This window comes from Spirosoma pomorum, from assembly GCF_054776615.1.
Map to the genome: position 1 here is coordinate 433,286 of NZ_BAAHBP010000002.1, position 25,446 is coordinate 458,731.

General features: G+C 50.4%; 21 protein-coding genes. 14 read left to right on the forward strand and 7 right to left on the reverse strand.

The annotated features are described in order from the left end of the window. The first annotated feature begins 80 nt into the window (after positions 1-80). The 6 genes from rny to ACYVAD_RS07660 all read left to right on the forward strand — a co-directional run bounded on the left by rny (position 81) and on the right by ACYVAD_RS07660 (position 8,197). Positions 81-1,691, forward strand: coding sequence for a ribonuclease Y (rny, locus tag ACYVAD_RS07635; protein WP_461138889.1), 1,611 nt, complete (start codon positions 81-83; stop codon positions 1,689-1,691). A 98-nt stretch (positions 1,692-1,789) separates the two neighbouring features. Continuing rightward, positions 1,790-2,434: a DUF4230 domain-containing protein gene (locus ACYVAD_RS07640; protein ID WP_461138890.1), complete on the forward strand. Its 645-nt coding sequence runs from the start codon at positions 1,790-1,792 to the stop codon at positions 2,432-2,434. Between the two features lie 59 nt (positions 2,435-2,493). Then, positions 2,494-4,485: a M1 family aminopeptidase gene (locus ACYVAD_RS07645; protein WP_461138891.1), complete on the forward strand. Its 1,992-nt coding sequence runs from the start codon at positions 2,494-2,496 to the stop codon at positions 4,483-4,485. Between the two features lie 14 nt (positions 4,486-4,499). After that, positions 4,500-5,060 carry a VOC family protein gene (locus ACYVAD_RS07650; RefSeq protein WP_461138892.1) on the forward strand — a complete coding sequence of 187 codons (561 nt, stop codon included), beginning with the start codon at positions 4,500-4,502 and terminating at the stop codon, positions 5,058-5,060. A gap of 196 nt (positions 5,061-5,256) precedes the next feature. Then, positions 5,257-6,867, forward strand: a complete 1,611-nt coding sequence (locus tag ACYVAD_RS07655; RefSeq protein ID WP_461138893.1) for a sensor histidine kinase — start codon at positions 5,257-5,259, stop codon at positions 6,865-6,867. Between the two features lie 127 nt (positions 6,868-6,994). Then, a complete protein-coding gene (locus ACYVAD_RS07660; protein WP_461138894.1) occupies positions 6,995-8,197 on the forward strand; it encodes a glycosyltransferase family 1 protein in 1,203 nt (400 codons plus the stop codon). 50 nt (positions 8,198-8,247) lie between these two features. Here the strand turns inward: ACYVAD_RS07660 and ACYVAD_RS07665 are convergent, their stop codons facing one another. Continuing rightward, complete coding sequence (locus ACYVAD_RS07665) at positions 8,248-9,894, reverse strand: NFACT RNA binding domain-containing protein (protein ID WP_461138895.1); 1,647 nt, start codon at positions 9,892-9,894, stop codon at positions 8,248-8,250. Between the two features lie 97 nt (positions 9,895-9,991). On the opposite strand from ACYVAD_RS07665, the gene ACYVAD_RS07670 reads away from it, so the two are divergent. Continuing rightward, the gene (locus ACYVAD_RS07670) at positions 9,992-10,219 is read left to right on the forward strand and encodes a hypothetical protein (protein ID WP_461138896.1); all 228 of its coding nucleotides are present in this window, start codon (positions 9,992-9,994) and stop codon (positions 10,217-10,219) included. Positions 10,220-10,333: 114 nt separating this feature from the next. Here ACYVAD_RS07670 and ACYVAD_RS07675 read toward each other — a convergent pair whose 3' ends face one another. After that, positions 10,334-10,621: a hypothetical protein gene (locus tag ACYVAD_RS07675; RefSeq protein ID WP_461138897.1), complete on the reverse strand. Its 288-nt coding sequence runs from the start codon at positions 10,619-10,621 to the stop codon at positions 10,334-10,336. A gap of 233 nt (positions 10,622-10,854) precedes the next feature. On the opposite strand from ACYVAD_RS07675, the gene ACYVAD_RS07680 reads away from it, so the two are divergent. The 3 genes from ACYVAD_RS07680 (at position 10,855) to ACYVAD_RS07690 (ending at position 14,843) form a co-directional block, all read left to right on the forward strand. Beyond that, entirely contained in the window at positions 10,855-13,275 is a 2,421-nt protein-coding gene (locus ACYVAD_RS07680) for an endonuclease MutS2 (RefSeq protein ID WP_461138898.1), read from the forward strand. Between the two features lie 47 nt (positions 13,276-13,322). Beyond that, entirely contained in the window at positions 13,323-13,985 is a 663-nt protein-coding gene (locus tag ACYVAD_RS07685; RefSeq protein ID WP_461138899.1) for an HAD family hydrolase, read from the forward strand. An 84-nt stretch (positions 13,986-14,069) separates the two neighbouring features. Further along, positions 14,070-14,843: a peptidase associated/transthyretin-like domain-containing protein gene (locus tag ACYVAD_RS07690; protein ID WP_461138900.1), complete on the forward strand. Its 774-nt coding sequence runs from the start codon at positions 14,070-14,072 to the stop codon at positions 14,841-14,843. Between the two features lie 5 nt (positions 14,844-14,848). Here ACYVAD_RS07690 and ACYVAD_RS07695 read toward each other — a convergent pair whose 3' ends face one another. The 4 genes from ACYVAD_RS07695 to ACYVAD_RS07710 form a co-directional block, all read right to left on the reverse strand. Then, the gene (locus ACYVAD_RS07695; protein ID WP_461138901.1) at positions 14,849-15,610 is read right to left on the reverse strand and encodes a response regulator; all 762 of its coding nucleotides are present in this window, start codon (positions 15,608-15,610) and stop codon (positions 14,849-14,851) included. A gap of 336 nt (positions 15,611-15,946) precedes the next feature. Then, positions 15,947-16,435, reverse strand: a complete 489-nt coding sequence (locus ACYVAD_RS07700; RefSeq protein WP_461138902.1) for an MOSC domain-containing protein — start codon at positions 16,433-16,435, stop codon at positions 15,947-15,949. 40 nt (positions 16,436-16,475) lie between these two features. Beyond that, positions 16,476-17,564: a glycoside hydrolase family 5 protein gene (locus ACYVAD_RS07705; protein ID WP_461138903.1), complete on the reverse strand. Its 1,089-nt coding sequence runs from the start codon at positions 17,562-17,564 to the stop codon at positions 16,476-16,478. A gap of 87 nt (positions 17,565-17,651) precedes the next feature. Next, positions 17,652-18,923 carry a helix-turn-helix domain-containing protein gene (locus ACYVAD_RS07710; RefSeq protein ID WP_461138904.1) on the reverse strand — a complete coding sequence of 424 codons (1,272 nt, stop codon included), beginning with the start codon at positions 18,921-18,923 and terminating at the stop codon, positions 17,652-17,654. A 414-nt stretch (positions 18,924-19,337) separates the two neighbouring features. Between ACYVAD_RS07710 and ACYVAD_RS07715 the strand changes: the two genes are divergently transcribed. After that, entirely contained in the window at positions 19,338-19,622 is a 285-nt protein-coding gene (locus ACYVAD_RS07715) for a hypothetical protein (RefSeq protein WP_461138905.1), read from the forward strand. A gap of 63 nt (positions 19,623-19,685) precedes the next feature. Here the strand turns inward: ACYVAD_RS07715 and ACYVAD_RS07720 are convergent, their stop codons facing one another. Further along, entirely contained in the window at positions 19,686-22,385 is a 2,700-nt protein-coding gene (locus tag ACYVAD_RS07720; protein ID WP_461138906.1) for a DUF5686 and carboxypeptidase regulatory-like domain-containing protein, read from the reverse strand. A 191-nt stretch (positions 22,386-22,576) separates the two neighbouring features. On the opposite strand from ACYVAD_RS07720, the gene ACYVAD_RS07725 reads away from it, so the two are divergent. From ACYVAD_RS07725 to ACYVAD_RS07735, 3 genes are all read left to right on the forward strand, one after another. After that, complete coding sequence (locus ACYVAD_RS07725; protein WP_461138907.1) at positions 22,577-23,938, forward strand: M24 family metallopeptidase; 1,362 nt, start codon at positions 22,577-22,579, stop codon at positions 23,936-23,938. Between the two features lie 264 nt (positions 23,939-24,202). Beyond that, positions 24,203-24,634, forward strand: coding sequence for a hypothetical protein (locus tag ACYVAD_RS07730; protein WP_461138908.1), 432 nt, complete (start codon positions 24,203-24,205; stop codon positions 24,632-24,634). 115 nt (positions 24,635-24,749) lie between these two features. Beyond that, complete coding sequence (locus tag ACYVAD_RS07735) at positions 24,750-25,319, forward strand: hypothetical protein (protein ID WP_461138909.1); 570 nt, start codon at positions 24,750-24,752, stop codon at positions 25,317-25,319. Positions 25,320-25,446: the final 127 nt, after the last annotated feature.

The following is a 25,446-nucleotide window of genomic DNA, read 5'->3' on the forward strand; positions in this document are numbered from 1 at the left end:
AGTCATACTCTGGGTTGGCGTGTGGTGCGCTTGTATCGCGGCAGGTTGATTTATTTGTTCAACCCTAACGATATAGTCCGATGGACATCCCTATTTGGTTAACGATTCTGGCGGCCCTGCTTGGGGGCGGCATTGGCATATTTATTGGTCGTCAATCAATGGCCGGCGTTCGCGCCCGTCACGAGCAAGAAGCACAGGAAAAAGCGGCTTCTATTCTGAAAAACGCTGAATTACAGGCCGAAACGATTAAGAAAGACCGCATGCTGGAAGCAAAGGAAAAATACCTGAAGCTAAAGGCAGAATTTGAAGAAACGACGAATCAGAAACGGAATATTCTCCAGCAGAACGAGAATAAACTGAAGCAACGCGAACAGCAACTGAATCAGCAGGCCGATCAGCAGAAAAGCCGCGAACACGAACTCAACCAACAGCGTAACGAACTGGGTCAGCAGAAAAACAGCCTGGCTCAGCAGGTTGACGCGCTGAATAAACGCCGGGAAGACGTTGATCGGCGCCAGCAGGAAGCCGACCGAATGCTGGCCGACCAGGTTACTCAACTGGAAAAAATCGCCGGACTCTCGGCCGATCAGGCACGGGAACAACTGATTGATACGCTGAAGGCAGAAGCCGAAACACGGGCATCGTCCTACATCAAAAATATCGTCGAGGAAGCGAAACTGACGGCGACCAAGGAGGCTAAGAAGGTTGTTATTGAGACCATTCAGCGCACCGCAGCCGAGCACGCTATTGAAAACTGCGTGTCGGTATTCAACATCGAATCCGACGACGTAAAAGGCAAAGTCATTGGCCGTGAAGGTCGGAATATCCGGGCGCTGGAAGCTGCTACGGGTGTTGAAATTATTGTTGACGATACGCCTGAAGCCATCATCATTTCTGGCTTTGATCCGGTTCGGCGGGAAATTGCCCGGCTGTCGCTGCACCGACTCGTACAGGACGGACGGATTCACCCCGCCCGTATTGAGGAGATCGTCGCTAAAACCCGCAAGAACATTGAGGACGAAATCGTCGAAATCGGCGAACGTACCGTCATTGATCTGGGTATCCACGGCCTGCATCCTGAGCTGATCAAGATGGTTGGCCGGATGCGTTTCCGATCCAGTTACGGCCAGAACCTGCTCCAGCACTCCCGCGAAGTGGCCAAACTCTGCGCGACAATGGCGGCTGAACTGGGTCTGAACGCCAAGCTGGCGAAACGCGCTGGTCTGCTCCACGACATTGGTAAAGTATGGCCCGAAGAGGCTGAGCTACCCCACGCCATTCTGGGTATGGAGCTGGCGAAGAAATACAAGGAGAACCCCGAGGTGATCAACGCCATTGGCGCTCACCACGACGAAATTGAGATGACCAGCATGATTTCGCCCCTCGTGCAGGTGTGTGATGCCATCTCCGGCTCACGGCCGGGTGCCCGTCGGGAAATGATGGAGTCGTATATCAAACGTCTAAAAGAACTGGAAGAGCTGGCCGGCAACTTCCCCGGTGTGACCAAATGTTACGCCATTCAGGCCGGTCGCGAATTGCGGATTATGGTTGACGCCGATCACGTGTCCGACGAGCGGGCAGGTATACTTTCTTACGAAATTTCACAAAAGATCGAGAAAGAGATGCAGTACCCCGGCCAGATCAAAGTGACGGTTATCCGCGAAATGCGGGCCGTGGCCTACGCGAAATAATCGGTATGTAACCAAAAAAAGGGGCTTTGATAGCCCCTTTTTTTGGTTAATAACAATGCACATCCGGTGGACGTTACGTTGTGGATCTCATGCACTTTATGGACTTCCTGACTATTATCCTTTTGTTACTTGTAGGCGGGGGAGCGGGCATTACGCTGGCAAATGCTCTACGTTCGCGTGCGCAGTCAGCCAGCACCCGCTACGAATCAACGCTTTTGCTGGAACGGATTGAAAAGGTATTTAAGGTGGTGATGGCCGAGGGTTATTTCTCGGAAATATACAATTACCAGGATCAGAAAAAGATTCTGTATCTATTCAACGATCCGAAGAAAGCGATGATTATTGCCCGATCAAAAGTCCTGGTTGGCTTTGATTTTGCGAAAGTTCGGTTTAGTCTGTCGGATACTGATAAGCGGACGCTTGTTATTGATGCGTTCCCGGAACCTGAGGTCCTTTCGATCGATACTGATTATAAATTTTACGATATTCAAGCGGGGTTGCTGAATCACTTTAGTGGTGCTGATTATACGCAGATTCTGGAAGAAGCCAAGCAGGTCATGAACGAACGAGCCATGCAGAGCGATCTACCAAAGATTGCGAACAACCAGATTCAGTACATGATCTATCAACTAGCGAACTCAATGAACTGGCAGCTTCAGCTTCCTGAAGCAGAGCAGAAGAAACTGGAAGTTTTAAAGAAACAGGCCGAAGCTAATAGTCCTACCCCAGCATTACAACAGTAGAGTGACTTCAGTATTGAATATTCGTCCATTTTCTATAGTGTTCCCGTAACTAGTTTCCCATGTTAATACGTTTACTTTTTTGTCTTTTCTTCCTGCTCCCCCTGCTTGGTGTAAGCCAGGAACTACCGGCCGATGGCAGCTGGTTTTGCCAACATGGGAAAGTACGCTCTTTTGGACAGTTAGGTAGTCTGGCCAACGCTCGGCTAGCCTACCCCGGCGACGCCAATATTGACATTCTTTACTACGGTCTTGACCTTAAACTAACCCACACCCCAAATTACCTGCGGGCGGCCGCCACGGTTTCCCTTAAAAGCTTAACGCCTAATCTGGCCTCCTTCTCATTGGATCTTAACTCCACCACGGCTACCTCGGGCGAAGGATTACGAGTCGATTCGGTTAAGTCGGGCAACCAGAAACTTAGCTACCAGTTCGCCGGTAACAAACTGACAATAAAACCGGCTACGGCACTCGCCAGCGGTCAGACAATCCGAGTAGTAGTCTATTACCAGGGCATTCCCATCAGCAAGTCCGGCAGCTTTGTTTTCGGCAAGCACGAAAACACGAGTGACCCGGTTATCTGGACGCTCAGTGAGCCCTATGGTGCGCCCGACTGGTTTCCCTGCAAAGATACCCCCGCCGAAAAAGTCGACTCATCCGATGTGCGCATCACGGCCCCGGCTACGTTCGTTTCCGTGTCGAATGGTACGTTAGCCAGCATTACCGATAATCCAGACAAAACGAAAACCTACTACTGGCGTAACCGACACACCATTGCGCATTACCTGATTTCCATTGCGTCGTCGAACTACACTCGCTACGATACGCCCTTCACATCCGGCAACTGGGTTGTCCCCGTTACCCATTACGTCTATCCGGAGGATCTGGCGTCGGTGAAAGCAAACCTGGATCTTACGCCGAAGATGATGCAATTATTCTCGAACCAATTTGGCACCTATCCCTTTTCAGCAGAGAAATATGGCCACGCGCAGTTTGGGGCAGGAAATGGCGGCATGGAACACCAGACGATCAGCTCGATGGAAAAAGCGGCTTTCACGCCTTCTGTGATTGCGCACGAACTGGCGCACCAGTGGTTTGGCGACAAAATCACCTGCCGCAACTGGGAGAACATCTGGCTGAACGAGGGCTTTGCCTCGTATGCCGAGGCCCTCTATGCTGAATCTACGGATGGTCGTTCGGGGTACCGGGCTTATATGGACTGGTTTATGACCCGAGCAAAAAATGCGCAGGGAAGTATCTACGTTCAGGACATCAGTTCATTCAACAGCATTTTTAACAGCAGTCGTAGCTACGCCAAGGGAGCAGCTGTCCTTCATATGTTGCGGGGTATTGTCGGTGATAGTACATTCATCAATACGTTACGTACCTATTCGGCCTCGAAATTCGCGTACCAGACAGCCATTACGGAAGACTTCCAGGGGATTGCTGAGCAGGTATCCGGCAAGAAATTAGGGTACTTCTTCCAGCAGTGGATTTACGGAGCGGGCTATCCAACGTACCAGGTCAGTATCACAGGAGCCCCCCAGACCAATCAAGCATCCGTCCGTTTGGTGCAGCGCAACACCACAGCCAGCAGCCCGTCTTCGTTCACCATGCCCGTTCAATTAACTATAAAAGCTAGTGGGGGTGATACTACCGTAACGGTCTTCAATGACCGGACCGATCAGACCTTTACGGTGCCTAGCAAAGGAACCGCGACGAGCGTAACAGTTGATCCCAATAATTGGCTATTGAAAGGCACCGAAGCCCCATCCGTAGTGACAGCCATTGAACCGGTAGCAACAACGCTTAACGTTTACCCAAATCCAGCTAGTGAACTGCTCGGCGTTGACTTTAGCACCCCCTCGACCGGCCCACTTTCACTGGGACTTATTAATCTGCTGGGGCAACGCGTTCGCAGCCTGACCGAACCACAGCTGGGACCGGGTGATCATTCGCGCCAGTTGAACCTCCGTGGATTATCCGCCGGTCGTTACGTCCTGTCGATCGAAACAACAGCGGGTCAGCAAAGCCGGGTAGTTTTAATCCCCTAGTGCCTTTGCTGGCTATGAAACAGTTCATTACGTCGGTCTTGATAGCAGCGGCTCTGAGCCAGGGTGGTTATTCGGCATTCGGCCAAGCCAATCAGGCTAAGTCAGCTTCTGGTGCTCCCAGCGCGACTATGCCAGGTCAGGCGGCACCAGGCGCATCGGTCCCCGGAGAAGCAACACCCGGCCCAAACAATCTAGGGATCATCCGGCACAATCACCTCGCCATACACGTCAAGGATATCCCTGCCAGTGCCGCCTTTTACCGCGATGTGCTGGGGTTGAAGCCAGTCCCCGTACCCGATAATATGAAAGCGACCCGCGCCTGGTTTGACATTGGCGACGGTCAGATGATTCACTTGCTCAACGGGCGAACAGAGCAGATTGTCCACGATCGCAACGGCAGCCATTACGCTCTCTTCGTCGAAAATATCGGTCAGTCGGAGGCTTTCCTGAAAGCGAAACAGATTCCGTATCACCGGCAGGTTCGTTTCGACGGGGTTGTACAACTTTATTTTTCAGATCCAGACGGTTACCTTTTCGAACTTAACGAAGGCAAGAAAGCGACAAATCAATACTAACTGGCTCGCTAAGTTTTACGGGCTAGATGAATGTTATCGTTTTGTCACAGTGCCCTCCTGCACCTACCCCCATTCTTTATTAAGCGGTATCAAATATTCGTTATTTTTAATGACTTCTTTATACGAATACTGTACCTGTTGAAGTTGTAACAGTGTACACCCACCACGCGGTACGTCAGCATTACCGTGATCGTTCATGAATCAACCTGCCTTTTTGCCGTTAACCAATACGACAGGACCACCCTCCGCCCACACTTCCGAAACGATTCCGAGCGACGAATTGGTGCTCATCTGGGAGCAGATTATGGCTCACTCGCCCAACGGGCTGGTCGGTATGACAGCTGTTCGGGACACTAAGCTGCCCGACAACCCTATTGTTAATTTTCGATACCGTTTTCTGAATCAGATTGCCCTGCGCGATACGTTCCTTGGGCAACCCATGCAGATTCAGGACGTTGTTGGTCGACTGTTGACCGACTTCTTCCCCGATATTCGTTCGACTCCCCTCTGGCAAACCTACCTGACGGCCATCAGCACCGGGGTAGCGCAGCGAATTGAGCAACAGCATGTTCTCGATCAGCACGATGCCTGGTTCATGCAGTCGGCGGCTCCTTTTGGTCAGGATGGTTTATTACTCTCCTACTCTGAAACCAGCGACCTGCACCACATCGCTCGTCGGCTGGCCCGCCAGACGGCGCTATTGAACGGCGTGCTCGATTCGTCGCCTAACGCCATTGCCGTTTTCGAGGCTGTACGCAACGATCGGCAAGTCATTACTGATTTTCAGGTTTCGCTCACGAACAACCACTTCGAGGAGCTTACCGAACAGGCCGAGGGCTTTTTCACGGGTATTACGCTATCGGAAATATACCCTATTACCCCAGTGCGTCTGAATCGATTACGGCAGATGATCGATACGGGAAACTCTATTCGAAAAGAAGAATTCGTGCCGACATTAGGCCGATGGCTTGATATTACGCTTACGAAGCTAAACGACGGGTTTGTAGCTACGTTGCAGGACGTAACTCCAGCTCGACAGGTCAGTCAGCAGCTACGGACGACGATCAACGAACTTCATCAGTCAAATCAGAATCTGGAGCAATTTGCCTACGTAGCCAGCCACGATTTACAGGAGCCCCTCCGCAAGATTGTTTCGTTCGGCGACGTATTAACCGATCAGCATCTTGATAACATGAGCGAGTCGGCCGCAGACCTGGTCCGTCGGATGCAGAAATCAGCAACCCGGATGCGCTCGTTGGTACAGGATTTACTTACCTACGCCCGGCTGGCTGGTAAAGTCGACACGTTTAGTCTCATCGACTTAAATCACCTTCTCGGCAGCGTCGCTGATGATCTTGGCATTTTGGATGAACCGGCCATAACCTGCACGATTGATACGCTCCCGCCGGTCTGGGGTGATACGACGCTGTTGCGACAGCTTTTTCAAAATTTACTGAGCAACGCCCTTAAGTTTCAGCCGCCCGGCAATCCCGTTCAAATCCAGATACAAGGGCATCCAGCCGATGTAAACGAGCTCCCCAAACCGCTGGTGCCGGACGACATTTCCCAAACGGGTCGACGGTATGCTGTTATCGACGTCATTGACAACGGAATCGGTTTCGACGAGCGATACCTGGACCGAATCTTCACTATTTTTCAACGCCTGCACGGCCGTATGCGTTATTCCGGTACGGGTATGGGGCTAGCCATTTGTCGTAAAGTCGTTGATATTCACCGTGGCTACATCACGGCTATTAGTCAAGAAGGGGCGGGCGCCGTGTTCAGAGTATTTTTACCGATGATGTAAGCCAGTAGAACCACAAAATATTATTCCCGCTTACTTAACATTTTATAGAACGTTAGGGTTGTAAATTAGCCTCTTTATACCGTCCGAGTAATGAACGGACTTTATCTAACTTCCCTAACTGACATATATGAAAGGTATAGACTCGATGCCTGAAGCGATTGGAACGAACAATAATCAGACGCGACTGACTTCATCAACCACGGCAACGCCTTCTTCAACAAGTGATCCCAAACATCTGATTTGCTTTTCCCACTTGCGGTGGAATTTCGTTTACCAACGTCCCCAGCACCTGCTGAGTCGAGCCACGTCTGACTATCATGTCTGGTTTTTGGAAGAGCCTATCTGGGATAATGAATACCGGTTAAATGAGTGTCAGCAAACGGATAAACTAACGGTATTGGTACCCCACATTCCGCACGGTACTCCCCACGAGGACGCGATTCGGATGCAGCGGCAATTACTCGACAATTTTCTGGCCGAGAAGAATATAAAAAGTTTTGTCGGCTGGTACTATACCCCAATGGCCCTGCAATTCAGCGATCACCTGACGCCACGCATGACCATTTATGACTGCATGGATGAGCTGTCGGCTTTCCTGGGTGCTCCGCCCCAACTGCTGACCCAGGAACAACGGTTGATTGATCGGGCTGACTTAGTCTTTACAGGCGGCTATAGTCTGTATGAGGCCAAACAACACCGGCATCCGCATGTGTTTGCATTCCCCAGCAGCATTGACTTTGACCATTTTGCCGTTGCCCGAGAAGAGCAATCGGATCCGATCGATCAGCAGGACAAGCCTCGGCCACGTCTTGGTTTCAGTGGGGTTATTGACGAGCGTTTCGATTATAAGCTGGTCAGTGAACTAGCTACCAACAACCCAGACTGGCAATTTATTCTGGTAGGACCGATCGTGAAGATCAACCGGGCACTGCTGCCTAAGGGGCCGAATGTACACTACCTGGGTATGAAGAATTACAGTGAACTTCCTACCTACTTCAGCAACTGGGACGTAGCCATTCTACCGTTTGCCCTGAACGAATCAACCCGTTTTATCAGCCCAACGAAGACGCCGGAGTATTTGGCCGCTGGTTTACCCGTTGTTTCTACCCCAATCAAAGACGTCGTACGTACCTATGGTACAGAAGGATTCGTTCAGATTGCCGACTCAACCGAATCATTTGCGGCAGCCGTCGAGCTGGCTCTCAGCGGTAAACATCCCGAAGACTGGCAGGCGATCGATGCTTTCCTGAAAGAAAACTCCTGGAATAACACCTGGAACGAAATGCACCGGTTGATTCTGGCTCACCTGAACATAGCCGTGGATCAATAGAAAATAAAGGAATTAGTTTAAGGGGTAGCCAATAACTGGCTACCCCTTTTTCATTCTCCTTTCGGCACAACCATTACGACGTTTTCTTTTTCAACCAGCACCTGCCCTTCAGCCAGCCCCTTGGGCTTTCGGACAAACTTCTTGGGGGTCACAATGACCGGGCACAGACTGTCGGTCCGGCGTTTGGAGTACCAAGCTGCCAGCTCAGCCGCTCGTTCAATGACATTTTTCGGAAACGTTTTTCCGGCCTGATGCTTGATCAGCACGTGTGAGCCCGTTACGTCGCGAGCGTGCAGCCATAAGTCCTCTTTGTAGGAAAACTTCTGGGTCAGCAGGTCGTTGTTACGGGCATTCCGACCGATCATCACCCGAAACCCGGCTACCGTAACCTCCTTAAACAGCGGTCCTTTGCTGTCATCCCCTAACGCAAGTCCGTTCGTCGTCAACAACCCCTGTTGCTTGACGTAACGTCGTAATTCCTTTAACGTTTGCAGGGCTGGTACGGCCACCAGATGTTGATCGATCCGGATAATTTCCTGCTCGCGGGCCGCAACCTGGTTGGTCAGGTGTTCCTCTTCCAGCTTCTCGTTTTTAGCTTTTCGGTAAAAGTTTTCCGCGTTACGTTGGGGACTCAGATCAGGCTTCAACTTGAGGGTAACCGGCTGATCGCGGTAAAAGTCGTACAACGTAACGCGCTCAGGCGAGCGTCCGCCGGGCGTTTCAGCCACGTCATGTAGGTTGGCCATCAGGATATGCCCCATCTCTTCGTGACTTACTCCCTCTTCCCGTGACAGCAGTCGCTGCATGTTTACGTCGATCAGTGCTTCCGCCCGCTTACGTTGTTTTTCCAGCAACCGCAGCAACTCTGATTTTTCGCGATCAAATGTGCTACGCCCGTTATAGTTGGTGTAGAATCGGTTAGCCGCTTCGACGGGATAACTAAACTCCTGCTGAATCTCGCCCACGGGCAGCAGACTCAACGTTGGTTTATGATCCAGGCGGGTGAGGTAATACGTCGGTTCGTTAAGCTGTTTAAGAACCTCCTGAATAACCGGCCACTGGTCTTGTCCAGAAATCGCGTGGTTACGCATCCAGTCGTTTACCAGCTTACCAAACGTTGGAAACAACACTCGATGGTCATATCCCGCCTGCTGATAGGCTTCGTAAGACTGATCCAGTGGTCGGTCGAACTGATCGAGTAACAGGTGCTCATCAGTGAGCAAGTTCTGGTTGAAGCGCTCGCTTACCGTATTGCCCTGAAAAACTAATAGGTTAGGTCGATTACCGAAGAACTTGAATACCAGCGTATACCCTTCCTGCAACGTAATTCCGAGACATCGTTCGTTTAGAAACGAGCGAACCCCGGTAACGGCTAAGCCAGTTGGCTGGTCATCGCTGCTGGTTGCTTCTTCTGGTTTCCAATCAGTAAGTTCGGTGAACAAATCGGCGCTGTTCGTACGTGCCCGCTGCACGGTGTCAGGGAAAAAGAGACCGGAGAAATCGGGACGCAGCGTCGCCTTGATGTAAAACGGTTTGTAATAATTAAGCCGTCCTTTGGCCTGCGCGAATACCAGCACAACTTCATCACGGTCCTGGCTGAAGCATTCCATAAACCGCAAGCCGTTCTCCCCCTGGGATAATAATTCTCGCTCGATTGCCGGTGCCAGCTGGCGCAGAAAATAGTAATTGGTATGCATCGTCCTACAAAGGTACAGCGAATCCCCCTGCCTGTAACTAACCCGAACAATCCGTCACCGGGTGGGTTATCTACGGGTACAACAACAAAACAACGTTATGAGCAAGGGAGCCCCACAACCAACCGTACGGGAAACGGCCGACAAAACAGAGAAATCGGAGTTCAACTCCAACGTTCCCGATAATTCACAGCAAAATACGTCGCGCGGGAAACACAAGAGCAAACAGAGTCCCGAAGATGAGCATGATGAAACCGGCTCCGTTGAAAAACATGACAAAGGTGGTCATGGCCACTCAGGACACAGCGGTAGCCGTGAGCATCAATGATCAGGTCTACTGTCTATAAAAGCATCAGCGTTCTAACAAGAGCGTACCATCTTTGTAAAAGCGAAGCACCCAACGGTAGACCGTTGGGTGCTTCGCTTTTGTAGAAAAGGCCGGTCAAATTAACCTGAATAGATGTAACAGAGGGCGTAACGAGAACTGCCAGGGCATTTTTGCCGCAAACGACGGGTTACTCGCCCGCTCCCATTTCTTAACCAGTGTTTTCACATCGCCGTGGTAAAGCGTGTGGTCATTCCGACAATCCACAATAGCCAATACACTATCCGGGTTAGCTGGCTTGTTCTTATAAATGTCGGTTACGTAATCATGAACGGCGTTAATTGTTTCAACCCGCTCAAACGTAGGATATGCTCCGTTATAGTAAACAATCAAGTACTTTTTCATAGCTTTTCGGGTTAGTACTCAGGAATTAGTCAACGACACATCACAGTGCTTTATCGGAATACTCACGACATATGACTAACACTTTCCTTATAAAAAAACTCAAAATAACACCAATTTGTTGCATTGACTACGAAAAGATCCTGGCCAAATAAGATCTGTTTGTCCGAGCGAACCTCCCCCCTCCAGGAAATGTTACACAGAAAGCGGCTAACGAAAGCCGTTTTATCAGATAAATGCTGTACCCTACTACCTTAGAGAACAAACTAGGATTCGATATAATCCGTGAACACCTAAAAGAAGCTTGCATCAGCTCGCTGGGGCAGGATTACGTCGGCAAAATTCGCTTTACGGATAACGTACAACTGATTGATAAACTGCTGCGGCAGACAACCGAGTTCAAGCAGATTGTTCAATACGAAACCGACTTCCCCAGCAGTAACTATATTGATATCCGTCCGCACTTAAGTCGGGTGCGGATGGAAGGAATGGCGCTGACCGAAGCGGAATTCTTTGACATCAAGCTGGCGCTCAGAACCATTCAGGATTGTTTGCGCTTTCTGACCAAACGAGAAGAGGACAACACGTTTCCGTTTCTGCGTGAGTTGGCCGGACCCGTTGCCGTTAACAAAACGCTGGCCGACGCCATTGAGCGCGTTATTGACGACCGGGGAAATGTTCGCGATTCGGCCTCGCCGGAGCTGGCCAGTATTCGCCGGCGTATCATCAGCGAGCAGGCTAACCTGCGGAAACGCCTGGACAGCATTCTGCGACAGGCGCGGCAGAACGGCTGGATCCCCGACGACTTGAGCCTCACCATTCGTGGCGGCCGACTGGTCATCCCGATTGCGGCCGAACACAAGCGTAAAATCAAAGGCTTTGTTCACGACGAATCACAGACGGGGCAAACAGTTTTCCTGGAGCCCGCCGAAGTTTTTGATTCGAACAACGAAATACGGGAGCTGGAATACGAAGAACGTCGAGAAATTTACCGGATTCTGCTGACGCTGACAGATCAGATTCGTCCGCACCTGGAGGATCTCCGTAAAGCTGTCAACTTTCTCGCTCAGATCGACTTTATCCGGGCCAAAGCCAAACTGGCCATTCAGCTTGATGCCGTCATGCCCAAACTGAACGAACGGCCGCTGGTCGACTGGACGATGGCCCGGCATCCGCTGCTCCATCTATCGTTTCAGAAGCAGAGTAAGACGGTAGTACCATTAAGTGTTCGGCTGGACGACAAATCCCGGATTCTGATCATCTCTGGGCCCAACGCCGGGGGTAAGTCAGTAGCGCTCAAAACGATCGGACTGATTCAGTACATGCTGCAATGCGGCTTGTTGGTTCCTATGGCCGATTATTCCGAAATGGGTATTTTTCAGAATCTCTTCATCGATATCGGTGACGAGCAGTCGCTGGAGAATGACTTGAGTACGTACAGTTCGCACCTAACGGCCATGAAACAGTTCGTGATTGGTGCTAACAAAAGGACTCTGTTTCTAATTGATGAGTTTGGTACCGGAACGGAACCCGGTCTGGGCGGGGCCATTGCCGAATCCATTCTGGAAGACCTGAACAAGTCAGGGGCCTACGGCGTCATCAATACGCACTATACCAACCTGAAAGTTTTTGCCGACAAAACGCCAGGGCTAATCAATGGAGCTATGCGGTTTGACGGTGAGCATCTGGAACCACTGTACCAGCTTGAGATTGGTCGTCCGGGTTCTTCGTTTGCTTTTGAGATCGCTCAGAAAATTGGGTTACCCAAGGGAATTATCGATCGGGCGAAGGACAAACTAGGTAGCCAGCAGGTCAATTTCGAAAAGTTGCTGAAAGAGCTGGATATTGAACGGCGGGTCTTCTCGGAGAAAAACCTGGAAATCGGTATCAACCAGCGTAAACTCGCTCAGCAGCTAGCGGAATACACGGCGCTGAAAACCCGGCTGGACAACGAGCAGAAGAAGCTCCTAAACGACGCTAAACAAAAGGCTAAAGCGTTGGTGCAGGAAGCGAACCAGCGGATTGAAAATACGATTCGGGAAATCAAAGAAAACAAAGCTGACCGCGACACGACCCGGCAAGTGCGGCAGGAACTGGAACGCTTCGACAAGAAAGAGCTTCTACCGGAACTAATCCCTCTGGAGAAACCAACTCCGGTTGAGGAAGAGTTTGAAGCCGACAACGGCGCTATTGCTCCGGGAAGCTACGTCCGCATCAGCGGGCAGAGTGCTGCTATTGGGCAAGTGCTGGCAATTCGCGGTAAGGATGCCGAAGTACGCATCGGCGATTTGAAATCGAACGTCAAACTGAACCGGCTGGAAAAAGTCAGCCGGAAAGTATTCAAAGAAGCAACCGATGTTCGCGACGACCGCCCCCGGAGCCAGGGCGTCGACATGAACGAGAAAATGCAGAATTTTAGCTTCAACCTCGATATTCGTGGCAAACGGGGCGAAGAAGCGTTGGGTGAAGTAGACCGGTTTGTGGACGATGCATTGATGCTGGGTTACCCGGAGTTACGTATCGTGCATGGTAAAGGCGATGGAATTTTACGTACGCTCATCCGAAATCATCTGCGCGGTTATAAACAGGTCGGCAAAATGGAAGACGAGCACGCCGACCGGGGTGGTGCCGGGGTTACGATTGTAAAAATGAAATAAACGAACTGACGAATGGTCAAAGGGCCGTTCGTCGTTTTTCTTCTCTTATGAAAGCAGTCATTTTTGATATGGACGGCGTACTGGTTGATACCAATCCGCATCACAAAACCGCCTGGCGGGAGTACTATCAGCGCTTCAGCAAAGAATTGAGCGATGATGACTTCATTCGTTACGTATCGGGGAAACACAATGCGGCAATTGTAGCGCATCTACTCGATAACCAGTCGCTGAGCGAGGCTGACGTCAAGAAGCTGAGCGACGAGAAAGAGGCCCTATTCCGCGAACTGTATCAGCATCACATGGCCCCCGTATCGGGCCTAATCGATTTTCTGAAAGCGCTGAAAGCGGCTGGCATTCGTATGGCGGTTGCTACGTCGGCACCGGTCGAGAATCTGGACTTTGTCGTTGATACACTCAACATCCGATCGTATTTTGATGTACTTCTGAACGAAAGCATGGTGAACCACCCGAAACCCGACCCGGAGATTTACGAGTTAGCCATGAAGGAGCTGGGTGTTTCGCCCGACGAGTCGGTTATTTTTGAGGATTCTACCACGGGTATCCAGGCAGCCAAAGCGTCGGGGGCGTACGTCATCGGTGTCACAACAACGCAATCGGAAGATGAACTCCTGCCGTTCGTTGACGAAACCATCAACGACTTTACGGATATGACCGCTGATCGTCTCCAACGGCTCATTAACGTTTTTTAACGACAGACCGCAACTAACTTTTGTGCTGAAAACCCCTAATTTCGCAGGTACGGTCTTCTTTCACTAAGTCCTTTTCCCTAACGAATGCGCTACTACGTTCTACTTCTGTTTCTGCTGGTCGGGCTGAGCGCGGGTTCGGGCCGTGCCCAGGCGCAGGGAAAGTACGTAGTTGGCACAGTCGTCGATCAGACGACAAAAAAGGGGGTTGACCGCGTAACGGTTGTCAATCAGCGCACCCGGCAGCGGGCTCGTACCAACGCCACCGGCCGATTTTTTGTAACGGCTCAGCCCGGAGATTCATTAGTCCTGACAAGTCAGTTGTACCGGCGTGTCGGCATTCGCTACGTAGGAGAGGATAATCCTACGTTGGTCGCGAACGCACTCCCGCCTATGCCCTACCGCGTTGTTGACCTGAACGAAGTTACGGTGACGGCCAAACGGTACGAAGAAGTAAAGCGGGAGATCCAGCAGGTTCTGGACGAACCCGTAGCCTCCCAAAAGGTAACGGGCGATCAGGCCTTTGACCGTCTTGCCGACGGCGCGGGCGTTACGTTACTGTATGAAATGTTCGCCAAACGCCCCAAGACGGACCGGAAGGCGTATTATATCATGCAGCAGGACCGACGGCACGCGCTGGCCCTGGAGCGCTTTCGGCTTCTGGTTGACCAGGCAACGGATATCAAAGGCGATGAAATTGATCGCTTTCTGGATTTCTGCGATTTGGGCGATGACTTTTTGCTACGCTCGTCCGACTACGATCTGATTAATACCATTCAGCAGCTACGCGTCCGCTATCGGAACGGCTTTAACCGCCCCAGTCGCCTATCGGCTGACCCCGGAGCGCCGGGCCGGGGTTAGTCGACTCAATTCTTTTTCTTGGTGCGAACAATCGTCAGTTTGTTCATGAGTTCCTTGCGGTTGTCCGCGGGAACAGGAATTGGCGTTGTATGGCCAACCATGTACAGCTGGTTCCGTTCCAGTCGTTCGAGATGATCAAGGTTGACCAGATACGAGCGAGAAAGTCGGTAAAAATTTGCGCTCGAGAAATACTCCGCCAAGTGACTCAGATTCATGCTGACGTACCGAGGCTTATCGCGATTGAGTTGAAACAGTTTGCAATATACACCATCGGCCATAATGTACAGGACCTCTCTGGGCAATACTTTTTCGTACCCCTGATTGATGTGTAGAAACAGATTTGTTATTTCTTTCTCAACCACTTTCTCTGAGTGATTGACCATAAACGTGTGGTAGGCAAGCTCGACATGAATCGTTAATTCGTCGACGCGGAATGGCTTGAGCAGGTAAGCCGCCGGTTGCGTATTACGGGCGATTTCTATTACTCGCTTTTCGGCGCTTGCTGTTAGGTAAATAATGGGGACGGATTGGATGGTCTGCATTTCGCGAGCAGCCGCAATACCACCGTCAGCTTCCTTTTCCAGTTGGATATCGACTATCACCAGATCAGGTGAGTATTTCTTGAATGCTTTTACCGCATCCTGCCTCGTGCGGGCAATGTCAACAACGGTATGGCCGGCCTCTTCCAGCGTTTCCTGCATAGTTGTCGCCGTCGCGAGCTCATCTTCTACGAGAAGAATTCTCAGTGAGTGAATTCTTTCTGTCATGTCTCATATTCATTTTAGGGTGGATGATAGTACGTTCGTCAATCCAACGAATTCCGTCAAAAAGAAGAACGTATGTTTTAGAAGAAAAACGGACGACTTGGTAATGACAGAATTGTACATTTACCCATAAATCACCATTTTTATAAAATGTTTTACTAAAACTACCTAGTCAAAAACTATCACATTTTTGTTTAAGTAGTTCTGTTTGCTGTTTGCTTTCCGCTTTTATCCACACGGCTGAGCTTACCCATAACGGGTTAACGACAACCGCCCATCGTGATACGTTTGATGCAACGTATTACGACGGGCGGTTGTCGTTTGATTACTACTCGGATTTTATTCTACTTTGGGCAGTACTTCGACAATGTCCCCTCGCCGGATCGTACCCTCCCGTAATACTTTAGCCGTTAAGCCACCATGACCACGCATGGCGTTGTAGCCGCCTGGCCCTAGAATAGTTTCCATTTTTGAACAAGGATGGCAAAGACCGGTAATTTGTAGCGTTACGTCGCCGACTCGAATCTGGTGGTCTTTCAAGGCCAGTAAGTTTATTCCAGACACGACAATATTACGCCGTAGTAAAGCGGGGTCGAGTTCCGACTGACCCAGCAGAGCGGCCACTACCGGGAGATGCTCTGCCTGAATTAAGGTGACGTGCCGATTGCCGCTTTGTCCACTGTAGTGATCACCAACGAGCCCCTTTTTCGTCGACACCTCCACGGCATCAACTACGGTTACGGGATTGCGTCGTTCAGGACGAATGCCGATCCAATCAACCCGGCCCGGACGCGGAAAAACTTCGAATAAATCGGTGATATTCTGCATACAGAAATAAGTTTCGCCAATTGCTATTCGTTCCAGCTGACTAATAATTCTGGAGTAGTTTCAGCATCTTCTCATCCAGTTGCTCTCCTTGGTACTTTTTATACCTTACGTCAGCTCGGTCGCTGTTCAGGATGCCGAACGAGCCCCGAAAATTCCATAGGGCCCACCCCCAACCAGCTTTTTTCCAGAGTCGAAGCTGATCTTCCATCCAGCGCAGAGCTACGTCGTGCGGTGTCTTATTGAAACATCCCCATTCCCCTACGTGTATCCCAACTCCCTCTTTCTCCAGTTTCTGCCAGGGCTTAATGGCAACCGTACGTAACGTCTCGGCGTTCCAGGTCGTATTCATCCAAGTAGCCGGCCAGGTCGGCGGAGGAGAATCGCCAAGCCCTGGTACCCACGAGGCTCCATAATGACTTACGTTCATGGGTAAGTATCCTCGTGTGCTCTGCGCTAGTTTTAATTTAGCTAACTGCGGTACCGGCTGGTTTCCATATTGTAAGCCATCAACAATAATTAGCCGGTCAGGATCAACGGAGCGAATGCCCTCTACCAGCGCCGTGACAACCCGGACGTAACTAGCTTCGTCGGTATTGGGCTCGTTGATCAGATCAAAGGACACCTCTCGATTAGACCGCCCTTTATATCGCTCTGCCAGATGTTTCCAGTGAAACACGGCCGCTTCCAGCGCCTGCTCATCGGTCCACAGATTCAGGGGTTCAGCGGGAGGATTGACGCAATAACCCGGAATCCGGTGTAGATTCAGGTTCACGTGCAGTTTATACTGTTTACCGTAGTCTACGGCCTGATCAACCTCCCGCAAAACCCGTTCGTTTAGCTTAGTCCAGTGTTTCGGGTCCGGGGTGGCCCAGCATTGGTACGACATCGGTAGTCTGACAAAGTTGAACCCCCAGTTGGCGATCCAATCAAAGTCCCGCTCTTTGTATGGCCCTTCGGGTTCGGGGCCGGTAGTACCTGCCACAAACTTTTCGAGTAGGTTGAACCCCCGCCATTTAGGTAAGTTGTTGGGCTTGGGCAACCAGGCAGCATGCGCCACCGCTTGCGGAGGAAGTTGTGTAATACCAGCGGCAGCGGTAAGTGAGGCTTGCAGGAACAGACGGCGATGCATAATCAGAGGACTCGTTTATTGCATAACCCGGCGTAACCATTACTGGTTACGAAATTCGTTGGTGTTGCTACGGGTGACGTCAATGAGCTACTCGTTATCTACGGCGCGCTGCTCAAGATAGGCTGTGGGTGTCGTGCCGGTTAGCTTGGTAAAAGCCCGAAAAAAGGTAGTGCGATTGCTGAAGCCGGCCTCCAGCGCAATGCCTTCCAGCGTTAACTGACGCCAGTCGGGCTGGGTAAGTTTGGCTTTGATATAGTCGATCCGATGGCGATTGACGAAGTCATTAAAATTCATGCCATACTCATGATTAATGACCATAGATACCTGATGTTGTGGTATTTCCAGGTCGCTCGCCATCTCTTTGATGCTGTATCCTTTCCGAAGAAATGGCTGAACCTCCCCCATATACGTTTCGATGCGTTGCTGATACTCCTGCCGTTTTTCACTGTCTAATGAGTACGTACGAATTTCCTCCGAAGGGTCTGCTGGTTTGCCAATTGGTAGTGGTTCGGGTATAGGATCCGGTTCAGATAACGGGGGCGTTATAGGTATTACAGGTACCGAAGGAGTAGTATCGGGCGCTTCCTGAACAGGCATGGACACGGCTAATCCATACAGCGTCTGTGGCTGGAAGAATAAAATTGTTCCACAGGCCAGCAAATAACTAACTAACAGAAAAAGGGCAAATACAGCGGATGAGTCCGGATTAACGGGAAACAGAATAGCAGCTGCGATAGGCGAATACAGTAGCGTATTCAGCAACGTAAAGATGCTCAACCAGTTTATTAACGTGCGCTTACGCCGGCGTTCCTCCAACGACGTCCTACGTCGGAACAGATAGATCAACCGCCATTGCATTCCAATGTAGATACAAGCCAAAATAGACTTCAGGGCAGGATGATAATAAGGCGGTAGCAAACCTTCTTTCAACTGGATGGGACCCTGAATATCTTTCACCAATTCCTCCAGATAAGCCAGTTTGACGGCTTCATTCTGAAAATAGAAGGGCGACAATTCCAGTACATGCAGCACAAAAGGCAGAAAGAAAATCCAGTCGTACTTTTTAAGTTTTGCCTCCTGGAACAGGATAGCCCGTACGTATAGGTACGCACAGGGTGGGCTCAAATATTGGAGAGGAGCTCCAACTCGGAACAGGTGAGGAAACAGCAGAATACCACCATTGACCAGCAGGCCGCTGATAAATGAGAATATGGATAAGCTCCCCAAAGACAGGCTTAAAAGCCGATTCGCGTGCGCCTGAAACGGAGACTGTTTGAAGACGACAAGGGCAATACTGATGAGTAGCCCCGTGAAGGAACTGACAAACATCAGATTAGCCAACAAACCGCCAAAGGGCATTTACCTGTAGATTTAACCTAGAACTTAGTACGATCTGATGACCTTGAAGAGAACCTCAGGTAAGTAACTGAGCGCTAGATCAGCAGAAATTTCTCTTAAGTAACATTTTGTCCGTTACATAGTCAATTTTTTCACCAGTAAGCTAAGTTAACTCTACCTTACCAATGAACTACTAAAAATTTACTGAGTGCATATCCGTTTATACTAGACCCCAAAAAATTCAACTAAGTCCTCTTATATTTTCATTTGGCACAATTCTAGTGTTACATATTATAATCTGTTACAGGCAAACGAGCCAATTCGTTGCCGATAGAGCGCAGAGCAACTACTATTGTCCCATCCAATATCAATCCCCAGTCATATGGGTATTTTTACCTGCCCGGGTGTAAAGATATTCAGACTAATCATTCACGTATGGATTACCGCCTTTCACTCACTACGTTTAAACAACTCAACAGCCAACAACAACTGATTCACATTTGGGGCAATGGTATCTACTTAGCCAGTCGCCCAGCTAGTGGTGATCAGCAAATCAAACTTTATCACGTTGGCAGTTTTTTCGTTGAGATCTGTTTCCGAAGCCTGAATGTTTTTGAAATCGTTCGGGCCTTCAACAACTCGCTATTGTTGTTACCTTACGCTGATCACGTCGATCTGAGTGAATTGTTTACCGCACACAGCAAACGCCCCCAGGCCTGATCTGCCTAGGGGCGTTTGCTCCTTTTTTATTACGTCTCTTTTCAGTACGTCTCCCCGACTCAGCTAGCGCCCGAACTTCAGCGTTGTTCCTACCCGAAAGCCCAATCCTTGATAGCGGGCATTCTGCCACTGGGAGATCACTTCCAGTCGGAAGAAAGGCAGTACCTGTGGGATGAGTCCATCTAGTCCATACCCAATTTCGGTGTAGTTGCGGGAACGGGGGGTGTAGAGATAATGGATAAACAAGTTTTCCTTCAGGCCCACGAGCCGCACTAATGTTACCTGCGTAATCAGAAACTTCCGGAATTCAGCCAGTACGTGTCCTTCCACGAATCGGCGCCCCGTACTGTATTCGTAATAAGGCAGCAGTCGAAACACCGTTGTTGGATCGCCCTGTTGTAGAAAGAACTGATTCCCGGCGAAGTGTTTGAAGTCCGGGAAGTAGACGCTACGATCGTTTAAGAAGGCTCCCGCCCCCAGCTTGTAATTCAGTCGACTACGAATACCCGTTTCAAACGAATGCTGAATACTGGCCTGTAGGAAGTCGTAATCAACGTCCGAACCCGCTATACCCGAAAATCCTTTCCGGTAATTGACCGACAATAACGGGCTGTCATTGTCCCGCTGGGTAATCCGCCGACCGTTACGTATCGTATACTGCGTTGCGCCTAACCGTCCGGTAGCCGTCAGATCCAATACCAATGCCTGATGCGTACCAAACTGCGTCGTTACCAATTCTACGTTGGTTGGATCGTTGGACGTAAAGCTGCGGTTACGCCAGTTGATCCAGGGACGGATGTTTTCCCTGAAGTTCTGTAATGAACTTCGCTCAGCGTATTCCAGGCTCCCCGTGAACGTAACGCGGTTTTTAAACGGCGATGCCGTAACCGTCAGGTTCAGAAAATCCTTCTGGTACAGCTTGGCAAAATTCTGCTCGAACAGCAACGTTGTTAATGTGTTCAGGAACGGGCTGATCGGATTGTCCGGATTGAACTGGTAGAAGTAACGCCCTCCCGAGAGAGTAAATTTAGTAGCCTTGTGCTGATAGCTGGCCAGACCGTATCCAACGAATTGCTTTCGGCCAAACTGGTAGCGCGCGTTGCCCCCTACGTTCCAGACGCCCAACGGAATCTGTCGGAAACGACTGATAGAATCCACTTTCTGGTGACGTAGATACAAACCTCCCTCCAGGGCGTAGCCCTCCACGGTGTTGTATTCGATTCGGGTAAGCGGACCGGAATAATTCAGCGTTGTGAACTTGTTAAAGCGCCAGCTATGTCCAAAGATGATCTGACTCAGCGAGAAGGCTTTGGCCTTTTTCTTCTGGGTTGTGTCCTTTTTGACTGTGTCACTGGGCGCTTTGATCTCCTTAACGAGTCCCAGGCTGTCAGCCTTACGGTAACTCTTGACCTCCGCCATCGTCAACGGCACCGACCGGAGCGAATCCCAGAAAACGTTCGAGCGACGGCGGGCCAGGGAATCGACCACCAGTGAATCGTCGCGGACGACGGTTACATCTTCCTTACGTTCCTTCCGCACCTGTTTCTCCTGTTTTTCGTATTCCTTGACGAGTTGTTTCAGGTTTTTTGTTGAAAACTCTTTCTGTTTTTTCACCAGTTCATCGAACTGCTTGCCTTTGATATCGCTACGGGACAGGGTCTGTGCTGGTGGGGCTTTCTTCTCATCGGTCACCTCAATATCTTCCACAAAAGCCGGGTTAACGACGAACTCCGTAAAGGTCAGGTTACGAACGTACTGTCCTTCTCCCTTAACGCCCAGATAAGACCCCTTACCATCATAGCGCTGATTAGTCGGCATCCAGACACCCTTGATTGGTCGACACATATGGCGTACAGTAAAAGACAGTCCGATACTGGTGATGGTTTCCAACTGCAAACTATAGATTGCCCACGTATTTTCCAGGATAAAGATCGTCCCCCGAAAAACCCCCTCACCGTATTGCCGGGGGATAACCTGAATTTTGCTAACCTCCACCGGCTGCCCGTCTGGTCCCGGCTCCCGGAAGGTGCCTTTGTATTCGAATTTGTAGTAAGCAAACGCCTTTGGCGACAGGGGCGACACGGCTCCTGCAATAGTCGGATTGTAAAAACTGGCGTTATAGAACTGATTAGGACTCAGGAAATCGCCCTGTGAGTTTCGGTTAGCAATGATCCGCTGCCGGTACGTATTGGGCTGGCTGAACGATACTTCGGCCACCGTTTCGTTCAGCAGGGGGACACCGACTTTAAAGTTTGCTTCTTTTTCGGCTTCCTTTAGCTGCTTCCGGAATGCCATCTCAGCCAGGTTGGGCAGATCGGTGATGGTGAACGATGACTTGGTATAGACCCGGGCTTTGAACCGCTGCACCTGCAGTTGATGAAACCGACTCTTGGCAATGGCCCGACGCATGATTGTGTAAGCCGGATCTTCGTTACCCGCTTTGGTCTGTACTTCAGCCAGTCGGAACGCCTGTTCTTCCAGGGTAGCATCCAGCTTAGCAAAACCTGACTCGATCGTCACTGATTTCTGGACTGTCTGATAACCAAGGAACTGAAAGACGATATCGTACTTCCCGGCGGGCAGGGGAATCTCATAACGGCCTTCGGTATTCGTGATAGTGCCCTGCGGAGTTCCTTTAACAATAACCGCGGCATACGGTAACGTTTCGCCCTGGCTATTCTTGACCAGACCACGCAAACCCGTCTGCGCGCTGACCTGTATGACACAGCTGAACACCAGAAGAAACGACAGTAAAAATTTCATAGAGAGGGAAGATATTCCAGACTTTTGGGGAAAACTAACAAAAGGTGGGCGATTTTACGAACTCAATGCCCAGTAAGGTTTGGTAGCAGGTCCTGTCAATAAGATGCTTCTTTTAGCCAGAGGGTTGCCTGCTGGCTTAAAAACGTAGGAATTGTGATGTATCTTGCTCCAAACTCTCCCAACCTGATTGTATGATTCGATCACTACGCTATCTCTTTCTTCTGACGATTTCCTTACTGCTTAGCCCCCGGATTTTTGCGCAGGCGCCTTCCGTAGTATTACCCGAACGGGTGAGGGCGCAGGTTATCGACGACATTCTGGACGACCGTTTCACGAACCTGTTGCCCCAGCTCATGCGCCGGGAAGGCCTGGATATGTGGGTTATCATTTCCCGTGAGTACAACGAAGATCCAGTGCTGAAGACTATGCTTCCTTCAACCTGGCTGTCGGCGCGTCGACGTACAATTCTGGTGTTTTTTGACCCTGGTAGCGGTAAAGACATCGAGAAACTGGCCATTGCCCGCTACGACGTGGGCAATCTGCTCAAAGGGGCCTGGGATATCGACGTTCGGCCCAACCAGTGGGAAGCCCTCGCCAACATCATCGAAACGCGTAAACCCAAAAAGATCGGCCTGAACTTCTCCAAGAACTACGGCCACGCCGATGGACTCTCCTCCAGCGAGCGGCAAGAGTTTTTGGAGAAGTTACCCGCTCCGTATCCGCAACGTATCGTTTCGGCCGAGAAAGTAGCTGTTGGCTGGCTCGAAACCCGGACCGAAAAAGAGATGGCAATCTACCCGCTCATTTGCCGCCTATCGCACCAGTTGATTCAGGAGGGTTTTTCGGAGAAAGTCATTCAGCCGGGTGTCACTACCACTGACGATGTAGTCTGGTGGTTTCGTCAGCGCATTACCGACCTGGGTCTGGATACCTGGTTTCACCCAACCGTCGATATTCAGCGCGCCGACTCTAACGATTTCAATCATCTCCGTACCTTTTCCAAGCGGCCCGACAAGCAGGTCATCATGCCTGGCGACCTGATTCACGTCGATTTTGGTATTACCTACCTTCGCTTAAATACCGACCAGCAACAGCACGCTTATATCTTACGCCCCGGCGAAACTGACGTCCCTGATGCCATCAAGAAAGCTTTTCAGCAAGGAAATCGGTTGCAGGATATTCTGACCGAGCAATTTAAAGCGGGCCGTACGGGCAACCAGATGCTACTGGCAGCGCTGGACCAGGCGAAAAAGGAAGGCATCAATGGGACGATTTATACGCACCCCATCGGGGTACATGGGCACGCGGCCGGGCCAACGATTGGTCTATGGGATCAGCAAAAAGGTGTTCCCGGCTCAGGCGACTATCCGCTGCTGGCCAATACGGCCTACTCCATCGAGCTGAACGCGGCCGTTGAGATTCCAGACTGGAAAAAAGTTGTCCGGATCATGCTCGAAGAGGATGGCTTCTTCGACGGCCAGACGTTTCGGTACATTGATGGCCGCCAGACCGAGGTTTACACTATTCCCCGAAAGCTAGGCTACGTCAAATAGCTCTACTTGCTGATTTTCAGACTACTTGAGGGGCTGATAGGTAATATCACTACTTATCAGACCCTCGATCTGTTTATCGCCTGATGAGTAACTCACTTCTGGTCTATTTCTAAATTACGAGCCCTTATTGCCCAACCTGAACTTTGTTCCAATCTTTACAGAAGGACTCCGGTCACTCAAGTAAAATAGCCTCTATGGTCTACTATTTTACGTTGACGTCCGGGACTGTTCAAACTACTCAACTTAGCTAATCGATACCCGCACATGGCCCCGATTCGTTTCTTTTTCTATCGGGATACAGTCTGGTATAATCTGACCGATTACGTTCAGATCTTGCTGGATACGCGCACAATCCAACAGTTCCGTCGGACGCTGCCGGGTAAACGACGGCGCCAGCCCGTTACAATCTTGGAGACGCTCCGGGGAAAGATGGACCGGCTCAAACCAACCTACCAGCTTCAAATCAACGGCGATGTATATGCCGACTGGGTTGTTTTCGAACACCTTAATCTATTAATCAAACCATTCTTCGTTCAGCCGGGTAGTTGGTCGGATTCAAACAGTGTGTTTCGCCAACTCCAACACATTATCGACCAACCAGATCAGGTAAAACAACTGCCTGTTTCAGAACAGTTACCGGTCTATTTCAAAGAAATACAACCCGAAGTAACCAGTATTTCACCGGCCATCAGTTAGTTGGCCAAAGCGGCTGTCACCGGCGTGAAGCCGTCAGCGTAGTGCCTGTAAGGATAGGTAGGTTTGGCAGTAACCCTTATTTTTGCCCCCATTACTTCCCTAATCTAACTCAACGATGGTCTTTCGAACGCTTCTTTTCTTGTCTAGTTTCTCGTTGCTGGTATCAGCAGGTATAGCCCAGTCTACCGGTTTTGGTAAAGACAATTTTGCCAGCGCCCGGCGTAAGTCAGGTTACATGAACATCAGCGAAGTGGGTTACGCAACCGGTGTTGATGGCTCGGCCAATGCGTTCACCGTTTCGACCGTCAACGGGTTTCGGGCGGGCGATCATCTATCGGCGGGATTAGGCGTAGCGTATCTACGCTTCAGTCAGGGGCCTACTAACGTAGCGAATTTCCTACCCATCTTTGCCGACCTGCGTGCGTATATCGGTGGTCGTACGGCATTGATGTTGGTGGGCGACATAGGGTACGGCCTGTTCCTGAACCGAAACGACAACCGCCGGGGTGACATGTATCTCAACCCGGCAATTGGTCTGCGAACCTATCTGTCCAGTCAGTCAGCGCTTACGTTCAGTGTGGGTTATCTGGCTCAATCCATTATTTCGCCCTCCTCCAACGGACTCTCCCAGAACACCGCCGATCACTCGGACAACGTCAGTCTAAAAGTTGGTCTCATGTTCTAGAAGACGTTTAAGACGTAAAAAGCCCGACCTGTACAGGTCGGGCTTTCGTGTCTCATCAACCATAACTATCATTCGTATTTCTGTTATCCCGACCGGGGCGCGTAGCCGCCAGGAGGGATGACAGAAA

Coding starts and splice junctions, on each gene's coding strand:
- rny (WP_461138889.1), top strand. CDS start 81: ATGGACATCCCTATTTGGTTAACGATTCTGGCGGCCCTGCTTGGGGGC.
- ACYVAD_RS07640 (WP_461138890.1), top strand. CDS start 1,790: ATGGACTTCCTGACTATTATCCTTTTGTTACTTGTAGGCGGGGGAGCG.
- ACYVAD_RS07645 (WP_461138891.1), top strand. CDS start 2,494: ATGTTAATACGTTTACTTTTTTGTCTTTTCTTCCTGCTCCCCCTGCTT.
- ACYVAD_RS07650 (WP_461138892.1), top strand. CDS start 4,500: ATGAAACAGTTCATTACGTCGGTCTTGATAGCAGCGGCTCTGAGCCAG.
- ACYVAD_RS07655 (WP_461138893.1), top strand. CDS start 5,257: ATGAATCAACCTGCCTTTTTGCCGTTAACCAATACGACAGGACCACCC.
- ACYVAD_RS07660 (WP_461138894.1), top strand. CDS start 6,995: ATGAAAGGTATAGACTCGATGCCTGAAGCGATTGGAACGAACAATAAT.
- ACYVAD_RS07665 (WP_461138895.1), bottom strand. CDS start 9,894: ATGCATACCAATTACTATTTTCTGCGCCAGCTGGCACCGGCAATCGAG.
- ACYVAD_RS07670 (WP_461138896.1), top strand. CDS start 9,992: ATGAGCAAGGGAGCCCCACAACCAACCGTACGGGAAACGGCCGACAAA.
- ACYVAD_RS07675 (WP_461138897.1), bottom strand. CDS start 10,621: ATGAAAAAGTACTTGATTGTTTACTATAACGGAGCATATCCTACGTTT.
- ACYVAD_RS07680 (WP_461138898.1), top strand. CDS start 10,855: ATGCTGTACCCTACTACCTTAGAGAACAAACTAGGATTCGATATAATC.
- ACYVAD_RS07685 (WP_461138899.1), top strand. CDS start 13,323: ATGAAAGCAGTCATTTTTGATATGGACGGCGTACTGGTTGATACCAAT.
- ACYVAD_RS07690 (WP_461138900.1), top strand. CDS start 14,070: ATGCGCTACTACGTTCTACTTCTGTTTCTGCTGGTCGGGCTGAGCGCG.
- ACYVAD_RS07695 (WP_461138901.1), bottom strand. CDS start 15,610: ATGACAGAAAGAATTCACTCACTGAGAATTCTTCTCGTAGAAGATGAG.
- ACYVAD_RS07700 (WP_461138902.1), bottom strand. CDS start 16,435: ATGCAGAATATCACCGATTTATTCGAAGTTTTTCCGCGTCCGGGCCGG.
- ACYVAD_RS07705 (WP_461138903.1), bottom strand. CDS start 17,564: ATGCATCGCCGTCTGTTCCTGCAAGCCTCACTTACCGCTGCCGCTGGT.
- ACYVAD_RS07710 (WP_461138904.1), bottom strand. CDS start 18,923: ATGCCCTTTGGCGGTTTGTTGGCTAATCTGATGTTTGTCAGTTCCTTC.
- ACYVAD_RS07715 (WP_461138905.1), top strand. CDS start 19,338: ATGGATTACCGCCTTTCACTCACTACGTTTAAACAACTCAACAGCCAA.
- ACYVAD_RS07720 (WP_461138906.1), bottom strand. CDS start 22,385: ATGAAATTTTTACTGTCGTTTCTTCTGGTGTTCAGCTGTGTCATACAG.
- ACYVAD_RS07725 (WP_461138907.1), top strand. CDS start 22,577: ATGATTCGATCACTACGCTATCTCTTTCTTCTGACGATTTCCTTACTG.
- ACYVAD_RS07730 (WP_461138908.1), top strand. CDS start 24,203: ATGGCCCCGATTCGTTTCTTTTTCTATCGGGATACAGTCTGGTATAAT.
- ACYVAD_RS07735 (WP_461138909.1), top strand. CDS start 24,750: ATGGTCTTTCGAACGCTTCTTTTCTTGTCTAGTTTCTCGTTGCTGGTA.